Source organism: Acinetobacter sp. V2, from assembly GCF_001188385.1.
Classification (GTDB): domain Bacteria; phylum Pseudomonadota; class Gammaproteobacteria; order Pseudomonadales; family Moraxellaceae; genus Acinetobacter; species Acinetobacter oleivorans.
The window spans coordinates 313,746-331,105 of the sequence record NZ_JZFB01000002.1 but is presented as its reverse complement, the minus strand read 5'-3'; the positions used below and the strand labels follow the sequence as shown (position 1 = coordinate 331,105).

Sequence of the window (17,360 nt, the reverse complement as noted above, 5' to 3'; positions counted from 1 at the left end):
CCAGCCACTCTTTAGTTCCAAAAGCTGCGAAAGCTGTTGGCTATAGTTTTGATGAGTTGTGTGTTGCCATTCTTGAGCAAACATTGGAAGGTACGGCTTAAATATGGCACAACTTCCGGCTTCCATGCGCCGTAAACGTGCGGCTATCACCTCTATTCATGATAAACCACCTACACGTAAGCAGAAGCTTGCAAATGCTGGTGGATGGGTGCTGTTGGTTATTGCTTTTGTAGTGCTGGCAGTCGGAATTTATGGGCTATATAAAGTTATTACGGATGCAACAGTTGCAAAGCTAGAAGTTGTGGGATCGACGTCTTCAGTTGAAACCCAACAAGTGATGCAGCATGTTGCTCCAATTATAAAAGCGAATTATTTCACATCTGATTTAGAACAGATTCGAGATAAAACATTAGAAATTTCGTGGGTAGACCGAGTAGTCGTTTCTCGTGCTTGGCCCAATGGTATTCGTGTTCGTGTCATGCCTCGACATGCCATCGCCCGTTGGGGAACAGGTCGCTTGTTAAGCGATGGAGGCGATGTATTCAGTGAGGCAGAGTCGACGATTCATCCTGAGCTTCCGTTACTCCATGGTCCGGTAAGCCAGTCGAAAATGATGATGCGACGCTATAATGAAATCAATCAATTATTCCACCCTGCCAATTTGCGTCTAAAAGAGTTATATCTGACGGAGCGAATGACTTGGTTTATGCAGTTTGACTCAGGTTTACGAATTATTGTTGACCAAGATCAAACAATGAATAAGTTGCAACGTTTAAGCCATCTGGCACAATCTGACTTAAAACCGGTGTGGTCGAAAATCTCAGCCATTGATTTGCGATATCGTAATGGATTATCTATTCAATGGAAGAACGCAACACCACCTAAAATTGTGAATGGTCAGTTTGTTGTAACGATTGATGACACAAGCATTGCAGGTGGAACAAAAGCAAAGCCATAATACGTGGCTTTAAAATAGGCAATTTGCCTGGTATTAAACAACAAAGAAATGGTATGAGTGATGAATGAAGCTGTTCCCTCAGTTGTTGCGATTGACATTGGGACGCATAAAGTTTCAGTTTTGATTGGAAAAATTCATGCGCCGGATAACATTCAAGTTATCGGTATGGCAACTGCTCGCAATCGTGGCATGAATAAAGGAAAAATCGTAAGCCTCGATAAAGTTATCGCTGCGATTAAAAATGCTGTCGCTGAAGCGGAAAATATGGCCGAATGTCGCATTCATAGCGCATGGGTATCGATTCCGAGTACCGAGTTGCAAAGTTTTTATGCCTCTGGCCGCACACCAGTTGCTAATCCAGCACATGTTATTACAACAAATGAAGTCGTGCGCGCGTTAGAATTGGCAAAAGCAAGTCATGTGACTTCTGATTACTATTTAGCAAGTGCAGTGCCGTTAGGCTTTGAATTAGGTGATTCTGCTGAATGGGTGCAGAATCCAATTAACATGACTGCTCATAGTATGACCGGACATTATCAGTTAATGATGATGCCGATTGCGACTATGCAAAACCTTGATCGCGCTATGAAAGGTGCAAATATCGGGGTTGAAAAAATGGTGGTATCTTGTCTGGCAACCGCTGAGGCAAGCTTGCTTAAAGATGAAAAAGAGTATGGTGTTTGTCTAGTCGATATTGGCGCAGGCATTACCAATCTTGCAGTTTATCTAGATGGACGTTTGGCTCTGGCACGTACATTGCAACGCGGTGGTGAGCACGTTACGCGTGATATTGCTGCTGTATTGCAAACTACAACAGAAGAAGCTGAACGTATTAAAATTCTGTATGGTTGTGTCGATTTAAGTGCTGTTAAGCCAGATCACATGATTCAGGTAGAAGGAATTGATGGCCCTCAAACTATTAGTCGAATTGAGTTGTCAGAAATTATTATTGCCCGCTATGAAGAGATCTTTAGCCAGATTCGTGATGAGCTCGAGAACAGCGGTGCAATTCATGGTTTATACCATGGTGTAGTCTTGACAGGGGATGCTTGTCAAATCGAAGGTATGGTGAGTTTGGCTCGCCGTATGTTGGGGGTATCTGCCCATTTGGGTAATCCGCCGTTACAGGTTTATGCTGATGATCAACATCAGGCAGCATTACGTCGTTCGATGTATGCAACAGCAGCTGGTTTGCTCATGTTTAGCCAAAGTGAGTTGCAAGAAGCTGTTGAAGAGCCTGAAGAGGCAAATGACCGTTCGGTATGGGAGCGAATGGTAAATGGCTGGAATGCATTTAATAGCAAGCTAAAAGCCATTTTTTAGGATGTATGGATTTATTGGTAGAATTGTTAGGAAGTTGTAAGAGAAAACCACTGTACTTGACAAGGTTTGTATTGCACAGCATTCTTAAAATTAGTTATTTTTGAAAATCAAGGCAGTATACGGGCTGAAGTGACTGCCATAATGTATTAGGAACCCTAAAGGTCATGGCCTCATTTGAATTTATAGAAGATGAACTAAACGATGGCAACGGTCAAGCCCGTTTCACTGTATTTGGTGTAGGTGGTGGTGGCGGTAATGCCGTTCAACATATGGTGCAGTCTGATATTCAAGGTGTTAAATTCGTTTGTGCCAATACAGACAAACAAGCACTAGATTGTATGAATGCACCTTTCAAAATTCAGTTAGGCGAGCAAAGTACGCGTGGTTTAGGTGCTGGTGCTAACCCTGAAGTTGGTCAAGTTGCAGCAGAAGAAAGCCGTGAAATTATTCGTCATCATCTTGAAGGTACGGATATGGTGTTCGTTACCGCTGGTATGGGTGGTGGTACGGGTACGGGCGCGGCTCCTGTCGTGGCTGAAGTTGCCAAAGAAATGGGTATTTTGACTGTTGGTGTTGTAACAACTCCATTTAACTTTGAAGGCCGTCGCCGTTTAAAATCTGCTGAACGCGGTATTGAAGCGCTTGAAGCACATGTTGATTCATTGATTATTATCCCTAACCAACGCTTACTTAGCGTATATGGCGATATTTCAATGAAAGATGCTTATAAAAAAGCTGATGATGTATTGTTAAACGCTGTACGTAGTATCTTTGACCTTGTTGTAAACCGTGGTCACATTAACCTTGACTTCGCCGATTTGAAAACTGCAATGAGTACTCGTGGTTACGCAATGATGGGTGCTGGTTTAGGTCGTGGTGAAGATCGTGCACGTCAAGCAGCTGAACAGGCTATTCGTAGTCCATTGCTTGATAACGTAAATATTATTAATGCTAAAGGTGTGTTGATTAACATTACTGGCGGTGATGATATTACGTTGCGCGAAACTGAAATTATTACTGATGTTGTGAACCAGATTGTTGACCTTGATGAAGGTGAAATTTTCTACGGTACAGTATTTGATCCAGATGCGCGTGATGAATTACGTGTAACAGTGATTGCGACTGGTTTAACTCGTAATGCTGCAGATGCAGAACCGAGAAAACGTAATACAGTAAATCATGCATCATCTCAATCAGCTCAATCTGTTGATGAAGATGACGTTCCTGCGATTAATAAGCGTCAAAATGCAGACAATGAAGTGAGTAGCAATGCAAGTTCTTCTCCACGTTCTTCTCCGATGAGCATTCAAGATTACTTGAAAAATCAGCAACGTAAGTAAAAAATTATTAAATTTAAAAAAAGGCAGTGTTTAAACACTGCCTTTTTTTGTTTTTGATCAATGACTAAATATGCTAACGTATAGCGGTTTTAAAAAAGAAGTTACAAAGCATGGTGAAACAACGTACTCTCAATCGTGTGGTAAAAGCGAGTGGAATAGGTCTTCATAGCGGTCAAAAAGTGATGATCAATTTCATTCCACATACCGCGGATGGAGGTATTGTATTTCGTCGTATCGATTTAGACCCGCCCGTTGAAATCCATGCGAATGCTTTACTCATTCAAGAAGCTTTCATGTGCTCCAATTTGGTAATTGGAGATATAAAAGTTGGAACGATTGAGCATGTAATGAGCGCAATTGCAGGTTTAGGAATTGATAACCTTATTGTTGAGGTATCTGCGTCCGAAGTTCCGATTATGGATGGAAGCGCCGGCCCATTTATTTACCTGTTAATGCAGGTTGGATTACGTGAGCTGGATGCGCCGAAAAAATTTATAAGAATATTAAAACCAGTTGAAGCACTAATAGATGATAAAAAAGCGATTTTTAGCCCGCATAATGGTTTTCAATTAAATTTTACGATTGATTTTGATCATCCGGCATTTGCTAAAGAATATCAATCTGCCACTATCGACTTTTCTACTGAAACTTTTGTATATGAGGTTAGTGAAGCTCGTACTTTTGGTTTTATGAAAGATCTAGATTACCTCAAAGCAAATAACTTAGCTTTGGGTGCAAGTTTAGATAATGCCATTGGTGTAGATGACACAGGTGTTGTGAACGAAGAAGGCTTACGTTTCGCTGACGAATTTGTGAGACATAAGATTTTGGATGCAGTAGGTGATTTGTATTTACTTGGTCATCAAATTATTGCCAAGTTTGATGGCTATAAATCGGGACATGCTTTAAATAATCAGTTGTTACGCAATGTTCAAAGTGATCCGAGTAATTATGAAATTGTAACATTTAATGACGAGAATGAATGTCCAATTCCATATGTCAGTGTGACATAAGTCATTGTCTTTACTTAGCTACGTTATATTGTAACGTTTCAAAGTGTGATTATTATCACATAATAAGAACGATTCTAATTAAGAAATAGAAAGCTCATCATTTTTTATTGCTTGCCAAACGTAGTAAAGCTTGGCTAAGCTTAGGGTCGCTCACAAAGTCGGCTGCACTACGTAACATTTCTTGTGTTTCCGGGGGGATGGGTTTAGATGGCTCAGATGAGGGTGCATTTGGAATATTTTTATTTCTCAAGCGAATCTGAATTCTTTGTAAGTCTTTTAACCCTTCAAGTTGAGATAATTTAGATACATATTGGTTCTGTAAATAACTGAGTTGACTAATCATCGCCTGATTTTCACCAGTAATGATTAAAGAACCATTTTGATAACACACGACCTGCCATTGTTCCGGTTGGGGCAATAAGGGTTGGATTATTTTCGTAAGTCTTTGCCATTGCGCGACTTGCGTTGTTAGAAACGTAAGGTTTCCTGTTTTTATGTGTTTTCCGGTTTGTTGAAAAACGTTATCGGGTTTAGACATGGGTCATTCTCGGATAGATTCTTGTCTTCATCTTAAGCGTTCATTTCGATTGATATCAAGGAAGAGATCATAAGGAACTTGAGTAAGAACAGTTTCAAGAGGTTTTTATGCACACGCGTCGTATTTTATTAGCGTTTTCACTTGCCGCTTCGGCAGCATCAGTTGCTTTTGCAGATTATCAAACTATTAACCAATCTACTGATTCAGATCGATTGGAACAACTATCAAAAACATTATCTCAAGGTTCATACACCCATCCTGATGATTTAGATCTTCCGGCGAGTGCGAAAGTTTCAGTGACCTTACGCCAAAAAACGGTTGAGCTCAACAATGAATCGCTCGCAAAAAAATATGGCAATACGAGTGCAAAGAATTCTTTTAATGCCTCTTCTTCAAATGCTTACTCTTGGTTAGTTTCGCATCCTCTTCCTGATACTGTACGAGTTTCTTCGAACTTCGGTGGTCGTACAATGAGCGGTCGTGCCGAACATCATGGTGGTTTAGATATGGCTGCTCCGAGTGGCACGCCAATCTATGCGACAGGCCCAGGTATTGTAACGAAATCTGGCTGGGGCACTGGCTATGGTCAATATGTTGAAATTAACCATGGGAATGGTTACTTAACACGTTATGCTCATGCTTCACGCTTAATGGTACGTGTAGGCGACCAAGTATCTGCTGGTGAACATATTGCCAATGTAGGTTGTACTGGTCGCTGTACTGGCCCACATTTGCACTACGAAGTAGTAAAAGATGGTCAACGTAAGAATCCAACGACTTACTTGGCGATGCTTCCTTAAAAGCATAGTTAAAAAGTTAAGGTTATTAAATTTATGAATCTGAAATTAGCCTAAACCTTTTTTAACGTAAAGATTGTATAAAAAAACGCCATTATTGGCGTTTTTTTGTTATTTTGTTTAATGCTCGGTCAATGACTATTCATTCAGAAAATAATAGGCCCCCCTCACATTCACCCGTGGCAATAACTAGAGAGGGGTAAAACGTGGTAAAAATACAAAGTAGATTAAAGAACAAGGAACAGGTGAATTATGGCGTTTTACGGTGACTCCGATGCACAAGAAACCCAAGAGTGGCAAGATGCATTCGATTCAGTTTTACAACATATGGGAACTGAGCGCGCAGCATTCTTATTGGAAAAACTTTACCAACAAGCAATTGCTAAGCATGTTCCAATTCAACGTCTCAATACACCTTACTTAAATACAATTTCTGTTGAAGAACAACCTGCAATGCCAGGCGACCAAGATATGGAACGCCGTATTCGTGCATTGATTCGTTGGAATGCCTTAGCAATGGTACTTCGTGCGAATAAAACAGGTGATGATTTAGGTGGACACTTGGCGAGCTTCGCATCAAGTGCAACATTATATGACGTAGGTTTTAACCATTTCTTCCGCGCAAACAGCGATAACTTTGGCGGAGATATGATTTATTACCAAGGACACTGTGCTCCTGGTATTTATGCACGTTCATTCCTTGAAGGACGTTTAACTGAAGAACAGTTAAGTAATTTCCGCCGTGAAGTTGGCGGTAACGGTTTACCAAGCTATCCACATCCATATTTAATGCCGGACTATTGGCAATTCCCAACTGTATCAATGGGTCTTGGTCCAATCATGTCGATTTATCAAGCGCACATTCAAAAATATTTGATGAACCGTGGCTTGATCAAAGAAGAAAATCGTAAAGTCTGGGCTTATCTTGGCGATGGTGAGATGGATGAGCCAGAAAGTACTGGTGCAATTTCACTTGCTGGTCGTGAAAAGCTAGATAACCTCATTTGGGTAGTTAACTGTAACTTACAGCGTCTAGATGGTCCTGTACGTGGTAACGGTAAAATCATTCAAGAATTAGAATCTTTATTCCGTGGTGCGGGCTGGCGTGTCATTAAAGTGGTATGGGGCCGTCATTGGGATCCGCTACTTGCAAAAGACAACACAGGCGCTTTAAAAGCGGTAATGGAAGAAACTGTTGATGGTGAATACCAACGCTATCAAGTGAAAGGTGGTGCATATACACGTGAGAAATTCTTTGGCAAGTACCCAGAAGCTGCGGAACTTGTAAAAGATTTAAGCGATGAAGACATCGATAATCTCAACCGTGGTGGCCATGACCCTTACAAAGTTTTTGCAGCTTATGCAGAAGCAATGAAAGCCAAAGGTCAACCAACAGTTATTCTTGCGAAAACTGTTAAAGGTTACGGTTTGTCTGAAGAAATTGAAGCGGTGAACAAAACTCACCAAATCAAAAAAATGCAGATCGACTCTTTAAAATATGTACGTGACCGTTTTAACCTGCCATTTACAGATGATAAGTTAGAAGAGCTTCCATTCTATCGCCCAAGTGAAAACTCTCCAGAAATGAAGTACATGAAAGCGCGTCGTGAAGCGTTAGGTGGTTACCTGCCAGCACGTCGTCGTGAGAGTGAAATTTTAGCGATTCCTGAATTATCTGTATTTGATGCAGTATTAAACGGTTCAGGTGGTAAAGAGCAATCTACTACGATGGTGATGGTTCGTTTAATTGCTGCTTTACTTAAAGAAAAAGCAATTAAAGACCGCGTAGTGCCAATCGTTCCAGATGAAGCACGTACATTTGGTTTAGAAGGTATGTTCCGTCAGCTTGGTATTTATGCTGCTCACGGTCAAAAATATACCCCAGAAGACCAAGAACAGTTAATGCATTACCGTGAAGCAAGTGATGGTCACATGCTTCAAGAAGGGATTAACGAAGCTGGTGCGATGAGCGCATGGGCTGCGTTGGCAACAAGTTATTCAACTAATAACTTGCCAATGATTCCAATGTACATGTACTACTCAATGTTTGGTTTCCAACGTATTGGTGACATTGCGTGGGCTGCGGGCGATGCACAAGCTCAAGGTTTCTTGTTAGGTGCAACTGCTGGTCGTACCACATTGAACGGTGAAGGTTTACAGCACCAAGATGGTCATTCACATATCTTGGCAAATACGATTCCAAACTGCGTATCTTATGATCCATGTTTTGGTTACGAATTAGCTGTAATCGTACATGACGGTTTACAACGTATGTATGTGAACCAAGAGCGTGTGTTCTATTACTTAACTGTAATGAACGAAAACTACGAGCATCCTGCAATGCCTGAAGGCGCTGAGGAAGGCATTAAACGTGGTATGTACTTGTTCGAAAAAGATGAAAAAGCAACTGTTCAGTTACTTGGTTCAGGTGTAATTCTTCGCGAAGTGATCAAAGCTGCGAAAATCTTACGTGATGAATACCAAATCCATTCAAACGTTTGGAGTGTAACAAGCTTCAATGAGTTGTCGCGTGATGGTATGGCATGTGAAGAATACAACCGTTTACACCCACTTACTGAAGAAGTAAAAGAGTCTTGGGTATCTAAACAATTACGCGGTACAGAAGGTATTGTTGTTTCAGCAACAGACCATATGCGTGCGTATAGCGAACAAATCCGTGCTTATCTTCCAGATGGCCGCCCATTTGTTGCATTAGGTACAGATGGTTATGGTCGCTCAGATACACGTGCTAACTTACGTAGTTTCTTTGGTGTTGATGCTGCACATATCGTTGTTGCTACTTTGAAAAAATTAGCTGACGAAGGTGAAGTAGATGCACGTTTAGTTAAAGATGCAATTTCTAACTTTGAGTTAGACACTGATCGTCCAGTGGCATGGGCTCCACAGGCACATCCAGAAGTTCAGGCAGTTGCTGAATACAATGAAGCGCAAACTGGTGAGGGGAACTAAGCATGCAAATTAAGACCCCTGATATTGGTGTAGATAAAGCAGTTGTTGCTGAAATTTTGGTAAAAGTTGGTGACAGCATTGCTGAAAATGACAGCCTTGTTTTACTTGAGTCAGATAAAGCATCTGTTGAAGTGCCTAGCACTTCAGCAGGTGTCGTAAAAAGTATCTTAATCAAAGAAGGCGATAGCGTAACTGAAGGTACGGTATTGTTTGAACTTGAAGCTGAAGGTGCTGCACCTGTAGCTCAAGCAGAAGAAGTTGCAAAACCTGCTCCAGCAGCTGAACAAACAGCAGCGCCGGCTGCTGTACAACAGGCTTCAACTGCTGCACAACCAGCAGCGGCAACTACTAGCCAAGTGGTTGAAGTTCAAGTTCCTGATATTGGTGTTGAAAAAGCACTCGTTGGTGAAATTTTAGTAAAAGTTGGTGAGCAAATCGATGTTGAGCAAAGCATCGTTGTAGTTGAATCTGACAAAGCAACTGTAGAAGTACCAAGCAGTGTTGCTGGTACTGTAGAAAGCATTCAAGTTAAAGAAGGCGATACAGTTAAAGAAGGTGTTGTGCTCATTAAAGTGAAAACAACTTCTGCATCAAGTGCGCCAGTTGAAGCTCCTGCTTCTACAGCAGCTCCAGCGGCGGCGCCTGCACCAGTTCAACAAGAAACTGTAGCTGCGGCTGCTACGCAATCTGGACCAGTTGATATTAACGTTCCTGATTTGGGCGTAGATAAAGCAGTTGTTGCTGAAATTTTGGTACAAGTTGGCGATAAAGTTGATGTAGACCAAAGCCTTGTTGTGGTTGAGTCAGATAAAGCGACTGTTGAAGTTCCAAGTACTGTTGCGGGCGTTGTGAAAGCGATTCACTTGCAAGCAGGCCAACAGGTTTCACAAGGTATATTGCTTGCAACAATTGAAGCTGAAGGCCAAGCACCTGCTGCGGCACCAGCGGCAAAAGCAGAAGTAGCTCCAGCTCCACAGGCAGCAGCACCTAAAGCGGCAGCTCCTGCTCCGACTCAGGCTGCATCTGCTCCAGCGTCTGGCAGTGACAAGTTAACCAAAGAGCAAGAAGCTGAAAACGCTAAAGTATATGCAGGTCCTGCTGTACGTAAGCTTGCTCGTGAACTTGGTGTGATTTTGTCACAAGTTAAAACTTCTGGTGAGCATGGCCGTGTTGTTAAAGAAGATATCTTTGCTTATGTGAAGACTCGTTTAACTGCGCCACAAGCTGCACCAGTTGCTGCGGCTGCACCAGCGGTTTCGGGTTTGCCAAAGCTTCCTGACTTCACTGCGTTTGGTGGCGTGGAAGAAAAAGTACTAACGCGTTTGCAGCAAGTATCAATTCCGCAATTGTCATTGAACAACTTTATTCCGCAAGTCACCCAGTTTGATTTGGCTGATATTACTGAGTTAGAAGATTGGCGTAATGAGCTAAAAGGCAACTTCAAAAAAGAAGGTATCAGCCTGACGATTATGGCATTCATTATCAAAGCAGTTGCGTATTTGTTGAAAGAAGAGCGTGAGTTCGCAGGTCATCTATCTGATGACGGTAAATCCGTGCTCTTGCGCAATGAAATCCATATGGGAATTGCGGTAGCAACACCTGATGGTTTAACTGTGCCAGTACTTCGTAACCCAGACCAAAAATCAATTAAGCAAATTGCAGTTGAATTGGGTGTGTTAGGTCAAAAAGCACGTGATAAGAAATTAACACCGAAAGACTTGCAAGGTGCGAATTTCACCATTTCAAGCTTAGGCGCAATTGGTGGTACAGCGTTTACACCACTTGTAAACTGGCCACAAGTTGCGATTTTGGGTATTTCACCTGCAACGATGCAACCGGTTTGGAATGGTAAAGACTTTGATCCACGCTTAATGTTGCCGTTGTCGTTGTCTTATGACCACCGTGTAATTAATGGTGCGGATGCCGCTCGATTTACAAATAAACTTACGAAACTTCTTAAAGATATTCGTACTTTATTAATCTAATATTCTGAAATGAATCACTAAAACCTCGCTTCGGCGGGGTTTTATTTTGGTATTTAATTTAATTGATTTTAGGTTAATCTAAAGATTAAGAGGGAGTGATCGAGAGAGGAAAAATTTCTCGTTTTAGGTAAAGGAGAAATAATAGATGGTGGGTTTTTTAAAAATCATGTTGCCGATTCTGTTGGTTGTATTTTTATTGATGGGATTATGGGTTAGTTTTTTGCACTTTCCTTGGGAGTGGATGACCTACGTTGCAATCGGTTTGGAAGTATTTGTGGCAACGCTTATTTTGCCATTTGAATTTCAATCACAACATATAGCTGGCATTAACAATTTTGGTTTTATTAACTTAAGTATCTGTTTAGCTTTACTATTAGGCTTGGGGCGGCTATTAGTATGGGCATGGATAAAATTTTTTGTTTGAAAAATAGAACTGCTCGAATATAATGAGCACATACTTCATTGGGGAGTAGCCGCTATTCATTTCTGAATGAATAGGTGATGATCAACATAATTGTTCAACAGAACATGGTCATCATAGCTTAAACGTCTCATCGTTTCCGAGTTGGCAAGACCTTTGATTTACTACTCTGCAGATATTTGGCTAGCAGGAGCGGTAGGTCATGGGCATTTATGCTAGCCAGAGAAACGACATGCAAGAATTTCTGATTTCTACCTCGATTGTTGCCCTTGCTGAAATGGGTGATAAAACTCAATTGTTGGCCCTTTTACTGTCTGCACGTTTCCGTAAGCCAATCCCTATTCTGATTGCTATTCTTTTAGCCACTTTAATTAACCATGGTATCTCTGCTGTGCTTGGACAGTGGATTACGACCGTGTTGAGTCCCGAAATCTTAGTTTGGGTACTTGCGGGTGGTTTCATTGGTATGGCCTTCTGGATGCTTATTCCAGATAAGCTAGATGATGAAACAGATAGCATTAACAGATGGCAAAAATTTGGTGTTTTTGGTGCAACCTTTATCCTGTTTTTCTTAGCAGAAATTGGTGACAAAACCCAGATTGCGACAGTTGCTTTAGCTGCACGTTATGACAGCATTTTCTGGGTAATGCTAGGTACAACCTTAGGTATGATGATTGCCAATGCCCCAGCTGTATTTATTGGTAATAAATTAGCTGAACGTTTATCTATATCTCTCATTCATAAAATTGGTGCTGCTATTTTCTTAATTGTAGGTATCTCTACTTTAGTGCAGCATTATTTCTTCTAAAGCATTTAACGTTGCCATAAAAAACGCACTCAATTCGAGTGCGTTTTTTGTAGGTCATTATTTAGTAGTTAAATTTCACTGTAAAATTAATTTGGCGTGGGTTACCGAGTGTCACTAAATTTTCATTTAGTGCACCTGCATAGTAATCTTTATCAAATAAGTTGCGAATCGCAAGTTGAGCACCCCAATGTCCTGCATCGTAGCCAGCTTCAGTGTCAAAGACTGTATAGCCTGGAATGTGAACATCTAAACCATCGACAGTTTTATAGGTTTCACCACGGAATCCACCACCAACATACCAACCAAGTTTTGAAGCTGGGTCAAATTTATAGCGCGCTGACAAGCTATAAGCATGCTCAGGAATATTATCGAGTGCTTTTCCTACATTGCTTGAGTTTGCATCTTTACTAATTTCAGCATCAATGGTGTAGGTGTATGCAGCCGTTAATTTTAAACCTTCTAAAATTTCTGCGCTAAGTTCAGTTTCAATACCACGTGTTAACTGTTCGCCACGCTGAGCTTTATAGCCACTATTCGCAGTATCAGTGACTAAAACATTTTGACGTTTTAAATCATACCAAGCGATCGCACCTTGAACTCGTTGATCAGGGCTTTGTAATTTCATTCCGACTTCAACCTGTTTTCCTTCTTCAGGTTTGAACGGATTATTATTTACATCAGTACCACTGTTAGGTGTAAATGAAGTGGCATAGCTGACATAAGGGGCAACAATGTCATTAAGGGTATACATGACAGAGGCGCTACCCGTAAAAGCATTGTCTGATTGTTTACTTGCACTACTTGTAACTAAGCTTGTGCTTTGGGTTTGTGCCCAGTCTTGGCGTCCAGACAAGCTTAAAAGCCATTGATCATTGAGTTGAATGCGATCACGTAAATAGAGGCCCAAATATTTGAGACGATTAATATCCCGAACATTTTGCTTCAATGTCACGTTTTGACCATAAACGGGGTCATAGATATTTAAATTGCCAATATCGTATTTATCATTGGTGTAATCACTTTTTTCTTGGAAGGCATCTACACCTATATTGAAATCATGTTGCATGCCATATAAATCAAACTGTTTGTTTAAACGGTTATCGATGGCGAAACTTAAGTTATCAATCACTTGATGCCGACTATTATTAGCTCGGTTAATGGTTGTGTAAGATGAGTCTGTCCAAAAATTTTTAGTTTGAGCAAAAACTGCAGTACCATTCATTTCGGTTTTTTGGACGGCAAAATTCTGGTTAAAGTTCCAGCCATTATCAAAGGCATGTTTAAACGTATAACCCGTACGATAAACATCTGCCTCATATTTACCGAAGTTAGGGTCGCCAATATATAAACTTCGGTCTATAGCACCGTTAGGATTGTCTTTTAATGTGCCAATGACAGGCAAGCCTTGCTGACGAATATATTCGCGGTGCTGATAACTTGCGATTACAGAGAGGTCAGTTTTATCACCTAAGTCGAAATTGTAAGAAGGGGAGATATAGTAATTTTTAAAATACACATAATCTGTCGGGTCATCTTGGTCAGAGATACGACCATTTAAACGAAAAGCACCTTTCTCACTATTATTAGGGCTATAGTTTAAATCGAATGTACCTTCTTTTAAGTTATAGCTGCCATAAGTCATGCTAGCACGTGCAAAGTTTTCTGCTTCTGGGCGTTTAGTAACTAAATTGACCATACCTCCTGGTGCAACTAAACCGAAATTAATAGAGGCAGGGCCTTTTAAGACTTGGACCTGATCCATGCCTGATAGTTCAGTGGCAACATAAGTATTTTGTCCAACTCTTAAACCATCTACATAAACCGAATCGGAAGAGGTCTGCCCTCGAATAACAAAATCATCCCAACCACGACGACCAAGTTTTCCAGCTTCAACACCTGCAACACCTTCAAGTGCATCTGCTAGAGTTCTAGCTTGTTTCTGGTCGAGCTGTTCACGAGTCACCACAGAAACCGATTGAGCCGTCTTAAATAAGGGTGCATCTGATTTTAGGGCAGAGGTTGCTTTTGTTGCGACATAGGGAGAGCTGGGTTCTTTTTGCGCCTGAATAGAAATTGTGGGTAGCACACTGGTCGAATTCTGTTGTTCTGCTGTTTCATCAGCATGACTTGCTGTCATTAAGCTAAAAATAGCAACTGCTAATAATGTTTTGGAGCTTGAAAAATAAGGTGCTTGGTTCATGGGAGGCCTAGACAGCGCAAAAGACAAAACTGATAATGAGAATTATTTTAATTTATTGCGTGTGAATTTTAAATAACATTATGATTCATTTATAAAATAAGAAAAGCAAAAGCTATTTTAAAATATTATGAGAAAAATAAAGCAATTCATTGCAAGAGTTATCGAATCCCTTTATTTTATTATGGATATAAAAATATCTAATATTTAAAGTTTTTTTTGGGGAATTGTATGGGGTTTGAAAAAACAACATCGCAGATATTATTTGATAATGGCGTACATAAATGTATTAGTTTTACCAGTTTGGTCAAAGGGGAAGGTATCCAAGCCAATCAATTTTTAATTATTGATCATGAGCGCGCTGCTGTAATCGATCCAGGTGGTGATTTGACCTATGTTCCATTAACGATGGAATTAAATAAATATACACGTTTGAAAAATCTGGACTATGTGATGGCTTCGCATCAGGATCCAGATATTATTACCTCAATGCCACGCTGGTTAGTCTATACAGACGCTAAAGTGGTGGCGTCAAAATTATGGGCACGTTTTCTACCGCATCTAAATTCCTCATTTATGAGTGAGCGTATGAAAGGGAATTGGGAAGACCATCTTATTGAATTACCTGATCGTGGCCAAGTGATTCAATTGGGGGAATCAAAGCTAGTTGTAGTTCCTGCTCACTTTCTACATTCGGTCGGTAATTTTCAGTTTTATGATCCAGTTGCCAAAATCTTATTTTCTGGTGATATGGGCGCTTCGATTGTTGAGGATGCTAATCAACCTTTAACAGATTTCGATACGCATGTTCTGAAAATGAAAGCTTTTCATCAACGCTATATGTGTTCCAATAAAGTTATCCGTTTATGGGTAAACATGGTCCGCCAGATGGACATCGAAATGATTGTTCCACAGCATGGCAGTCCATTTATTGGCAAAGAAATGATTAATCAGTTTTTGGACTGGATTGAGGTTTTACCTTGTGGTGTCGACTTGATGACAGAACAAGTTTTTAGTTGTCCTGCCTAAATATGATGTCTAATGATCAACCCAGATAAAATTCTGGGTTGCAAAAACAAGGGTTAAAAAATAACGTTAAAACTATAATAAGTGGGAATTATTTAGAGCAGCTCTACATCTATTGCTGAAAAAGGCAAAGATAATATGAAAATTGCATTGAAATTTGTTTATAATAGCTCACGGAATTTACCAGTGAGATTGTTATGCTGACCATCGTTCAAGAAGCGCTAACCTTCGATGATGTCTTATTACTTCCTGCCTACTCTACTGTTCTCCCAAAAGATGTCTCTTTAAAGACACGATTAACTCGCGGCATTCATTTAAATATCCCATTAGTTTCAGCTGCAATGGATACAGTGACTGAGTCACGTATGGCGATTGCGATGTCACAAAATGGTGGTATCGGGATTTTGCACAAAAACATGGATATTGCTGCTCAAGCTGCAGAAGTACGCCGTGTAAAGAAATTCGAAGCGGGTATGGTGAAAGACCCTATCACTGTAACGCCTGAAACTACAGTACGTGAACTGATTGCAATTACCACTGCTAATAACATTAGTGGTGTACCTGTTGTTAAAGACGGCAAGGTTGTTGGTATTGTGACAGGCCGTGATACGCGTTTTGAAACTAATTTAGAACAACCTGTTAGCAACATCATGACAGGTCAAGATCGTTTAGTCACTGTACGTGAAGGCGAGTCTAAAGAAAATATTCAAGCATTATTGCAAAAACACCGTATTGAAAAAGTCTTGGTCGTTGGCGAAAGCAACGAACTTAAAGGCTTAATTACAGTGACTGACTTCCGCAAAGCTGAAAGCTATCCAAACAGTTGTAAAGATGACCTTGGTCGTTTACGTGTTGGTGCTGCGGTAGGTACAGGTGCTGATACACCAAGTCGTGTGGAAGCATTGGTTGAAGCTGGTGTTGACGTCATTGTTGTTGATACAGCACACGGTCACTCAGCTGGTGTAATTGAACGTGTACGTTGGGTGAAACAGAACTTCCCTCAAGTTCAAGTGATTGGTGGAAACATTGCAACTGGTGATGCTGCATTAGCATTATTAGATGCAGGTGCAGATGCTGTAAAAGTAGGTATTGGTCCTGGTTCTATCTGTACAACACGTATTGTGGCAGGTATTGGTATGCCACAAATTTCTGCGATTGACAGTGTTGCTAGCGCACTAAAAGATCAAATTCCTTTAATTGCAGATGGCGGTATCCGTTTCTCTGGCGATATGGCAAAAGCGATCGGTGCGGGTGCAAGCACGATCATGGTTGGTTCACTTCTAGCTGGTACTGAAGAAGCGCCGGGCGAAGTTGAGTTTTTCCAAGGTCGTTACTACAAAGCATACCGTGGTATGGGTTCATTAGGTGCAATGGCGGGAGCAACTGGTTCTGCTGACCGTTATTTCCAAGATTCAAAAGCGGGTGCTGAGAAATTAGTACCAGAAGGAATCGAAGGCCGTGTTCCATATAAAGGCCCAATGGGTAACATCGTTCATCAAATGATGGGTGGTTTACGTTCATCAATGGGTTATACCGGTTCAGCTGTGATTGAAGATCTTCGCCAAAATGCGAAATTTGTGAAAATTACTTCAGCAGGTATGTCTGAGTCACATGTTCACGATGTAACGATTACTAAAGAAGCTCCAAACTATCGTGTTGGTTAGATTTTGGTAACCAAAACAATGAAGAAAGCCGTCATTACACTGACGGCTTTTTGTTTTTGGTGTAAAGTAAATCCGAGAAAAGAAATATGGCGGAATTGCCATATATGAAGTGAGCCACCGCTGAAGTGGCGTAAGAATGAGATAAGCTATGAGTTATTTTGGAACGGATGGTATTCGTGGAAAATTTGGGCAAATGCCTATTACTCCAGAGTTTGCTTTAAAACTCGGTTTTGCTGCAGGGAAGGTATTAAAACGAACGAGTCAAAAAAATAAACCACTCGTTGTATTAGGAAAAGACACTCGTTTATCTGGCTACATTT

Annotated in this window: 13 protein-coding genes, 2 pseudogenes and 1 riboswitch; of the genes and pseudogenes, 13 read left to right on the top strand and 2 right to left on the bottom strand. The window is 40.8% G+C overall.

The features are described from left to right. From UC75_RS21100 to lpxC, 5 genes and pseudogenes are all read left to right on the top strand, one after another. Positions 1–101, top strand: a pseudogene (locus tag UC75_RS21100) (D-alanine--D-alanine ligase); the annotation flags it as partial. A gap of 2 nt (positions 102–103) precedes the next feature. After that, positions 104–958 (top strand): cell division protein FtsQ/DivIB, encoded by an 855-nt coding sequence (locus UC75_RS10350; protein WP_049837530.1) that lies wholly within the window; start codon positions 104–106, stop codon positions 956–958. Positions 959–1,018: 60 nt separating this feature from the next. Continuing rightward, the gene (ftsA, locus tag UC75_RS10345; RefSeq protein ID WP_004790064.1) at positions 1,019–2,281 is read left to right on the top strand and encodes a cell division protein FtsA; all 1,263 of its coding nucleotides are present in this window, start codon (positions 1,019–1,021) and stop codon (positions 2,279–2,281) included. A 164-nt stretch (positions 2,282–2,445) separates the two neighbouring features. After that, entirely contained in the window at positions 2,446–3,621 is a 1,176-nt protein-coding gene (gene ftsZ / locus UC75_RS10340; protein ID WP_049837529.1) for a cell division protein FtsZ, read from the top strand. Positions 3,622–3,731: 110 nt separating this feature from the next. Then, complete coding sequence (lpxC, locus tag UC75_RS10335; protein ID WP_049837528.1) at positions 3,732–4,634, top strand: UDP-3-O-acyl-N-acetylglucosamine deacetylase; 903 nt, start codon at positions 3,732–3,734, stop codon at positions 4,632–4,634. A 97-nt stretch (positions 4,635–4,731) separates the two neighbouring features. Here the strand turns inward: lpxC and UC75_RS10330 are convergent, their stop codons facing one another. Beyond that, complete coding sequence (locus tag UC75_RS10330; protein ID WP_049837527.1) at positions 4,732–5,172, bottom strand: DciA family protein; 441 nt, start codon at positions 5,170–5,172, stop codon at positions 4,732–4,734. A gap of 107 nt (positions 5,173–5,279) precedes the next feature. Here UC75_RS10330 and UC75_RS10325 point away from each other — a divergent pair, with 107 nt between their 5' ends. The 5 genes from UC75_RS10325 to UC75_RS10305 all read left to right on the top strand — a co-directional run bounded on the left by UC75_RS10325 (position 5,280) and on the right by UC75_RS10305 (position 12,153). Then, entirely contained in the window at positions 5,280–5,972 is a 693-nt protein-coding gene (locus tag UC75_RS10325; protein WP_005300632.1) for a M23 family metallopeptidase, read from the top strand. 249 nt (positions 5,973–6,221) lie between these two features. Then, on the top strand, positions 6,222–8,939 hold the full coding sequence (gene aceE, locus UC75_RS10320; RefSeq protein WP_013196595.1) for a pyruvate dehydrogenase (acetyl-transferring), homodimeric type: 2,718 nt from the start codon (positions 6,222–6,224) through the stop codon (positions 8,937–8,939). A gap of 2 nt (positions 8,940–8,941) precedes the next feature. Next, positions 8,942–10,924, top strand: coding sequence for a 2-oxo acid dehydrogenase subunit E2 (locus UC75_RS10315; protein ID WP_049837526.1), 1,983 nt, complete (start codon positions 8,942–8,944; stop codon positions 10,922–10,924). Between the two features lie 145 nt (positions 10,925–11,069). After that, positions 11,070–11,348, top strand: a complete 279-nt coding sequence (locus tag UC75_RS10310; RefSeq protein WP_013196597.1) for a hypothetical protein — start codon at positions 11,070–11,072, stop codon at positions 11,346–11,348. Between the two features lie 28 nt (positions 11,349–11,376). Beyond that, a riboswitch (yybP-ykoY riboswitch) is annotated at positions 11,377–11,562 on the top strand. Positions 11,563–11,577: 15 nt separating this feature from the next. Then, positions 11,578–12,153 (top strand): TMEM165/GDT1 family protein, encoded by a 576-nt coding sequence (locus UC75_RS10305; RefSeq protein WP_013196598.1) that lies wholly within the window; start codon positions 11,578–11,580, stop codon positions 12,151–12,153. 61 nt (positions 12,154–12,214) lie between these two features. Here UC75_RS10305 and UC75_RS10300 read toward each other — a convergent pair whose 3' ends face one another. Then, complete coding sequence (locus UC75_RS10300) at positions 12,215–14,353, bottom strand: TonB-dependent siderophore receptor (protein WP_049837525.1); 2,139 nt, start codon at positions 14,351–14,353, stop codon at positions 12,215–12,217. 228 nt (positions 14,354–14,581) lie between these two features. Between UC75_RS10300 and UC75_RS10295 the strand changes: the two genes are divergently transcribed. The 3 genes and pseudogenes from UC75_RS10295 to glmM form a co-directional block, all read left to right on the top strand. Further along, positions 14,582–15,379, top strand: a complete 798-nt coding sequence (locus tag UC75_RS10295) for an MBL fold metallo-hydrolase (RefSeq protein ID WP_049837524.1) — start codon at positions 14,582–14,584, stop codon at positions 15,377–15,379. 194 nt (positions 15,380–15,573) lie between these two features. Continuing rightward, complete coding sequence (gene guaB, locus UC75_RS10290) at positions 15,574–17,040, top strand: IMP dehydrogenase (protein ID WP_004790042.1); 1,467 nt, start codon at positions 15,574–15,576, stop codon at positions 17,038–17,040. A 148-nt stretch (positions 17,041–17,188) separates the two neighbouring features. Continuing rightward, positions 17,189–17,360 (top strand): annotated as a pseudogene (glmM, locus tag UC75_RS21095) (phosphoglucosamine mutase); the annotation flags it as partial.

Bases quoted from the DNA above. Each gene is read 5' to 3' on its own strand.
- UC75_RS10300 (WP_049837525.1), bottom strand. From the start codon at position 14,353: ATGAACCAAGCACCTTATTTTTCAAGCTCCAAAACATTATTAGCAGTT.
- lpxC (WP_049837528.1), top strand. From the start codon at position 3,732: ATGGTGAAACAACGTACTCTCAATCGTGTGGTAAAAGCGAGTGGAATA.
- UC75_RS10315 (WP_049837526.1), top strand. From the start codon at position 8,942: ATGCAAATTAAGACCCCTGATATTGGTGTAGATAAAGCAGTTGTTGCT.
- UC75_RS10325 (WP_005300632.1), top strand. From the start codon at position 5,280: ATGCACACGCGTCGTATTTTATTAGCGTTTTCACTTGCCGCTTCGGCA.
- UC75_RS10295 (WP_049837524.1), top strand. From the start codon at position 14,582: ATGGGGTTTGAAAAAACAACATCGCAGATATTATTTGATAATGGCGTA.
- guaB (WP_004790042.1), top strand. From the start codon at position 15,574: ATGCTGACCATCGTTCAAGAAGCGCTAACCTTCGATGATGTCTTATTA.
- UC75_RS10330 (WP_049837527.1), bottom strand. From the start codon at position 5,172: ATGTCTAAACCCGATAACGTTTTTCAACAAACCGGAAAACACATAAAA.
- UC75_RS10310 (WP_013196597.1), top strand. From the start codon at position 11,070: ATGGTGGGTTTTTTAAAAATCATGTTGCCGATTCTGTTGGTTGTATTT.
- ftsZ (WP_049837529.1), top strand. From the start codon at position 2,446: ATGGCCTCATTTGAATTTATAGAAGATGAACTAAACGATGGCAACGGT.
- aceE (WP_013196595.1), top strand. From the start codon at position 6,222: ATGGCGTTTTACGGTGACTCCGATGCACAAGAAACCCAAGAGTGGCAA.
- ftsA (WP_004790064.1), top strand. From the start codon at position 1,019: ATGAATGAAGCTGTTCCCTCAGTTGTTGCGATTGACATTGGGACGCAT.
- UC75_RS10350 (WP_049837530.1), top strand. From the start codon at position 104: ATGGCACAACTTCCGGCTTCCATGCGCCGTAAACGTGCGGCTATCACC.
- UC75_RS10305 (WP_013196598.1), top strand. From the start codon at position 11,578: ATGCAAGAATTTCTGATTTCTACCTCGATTGTTGCCCTTGCTGAAATG.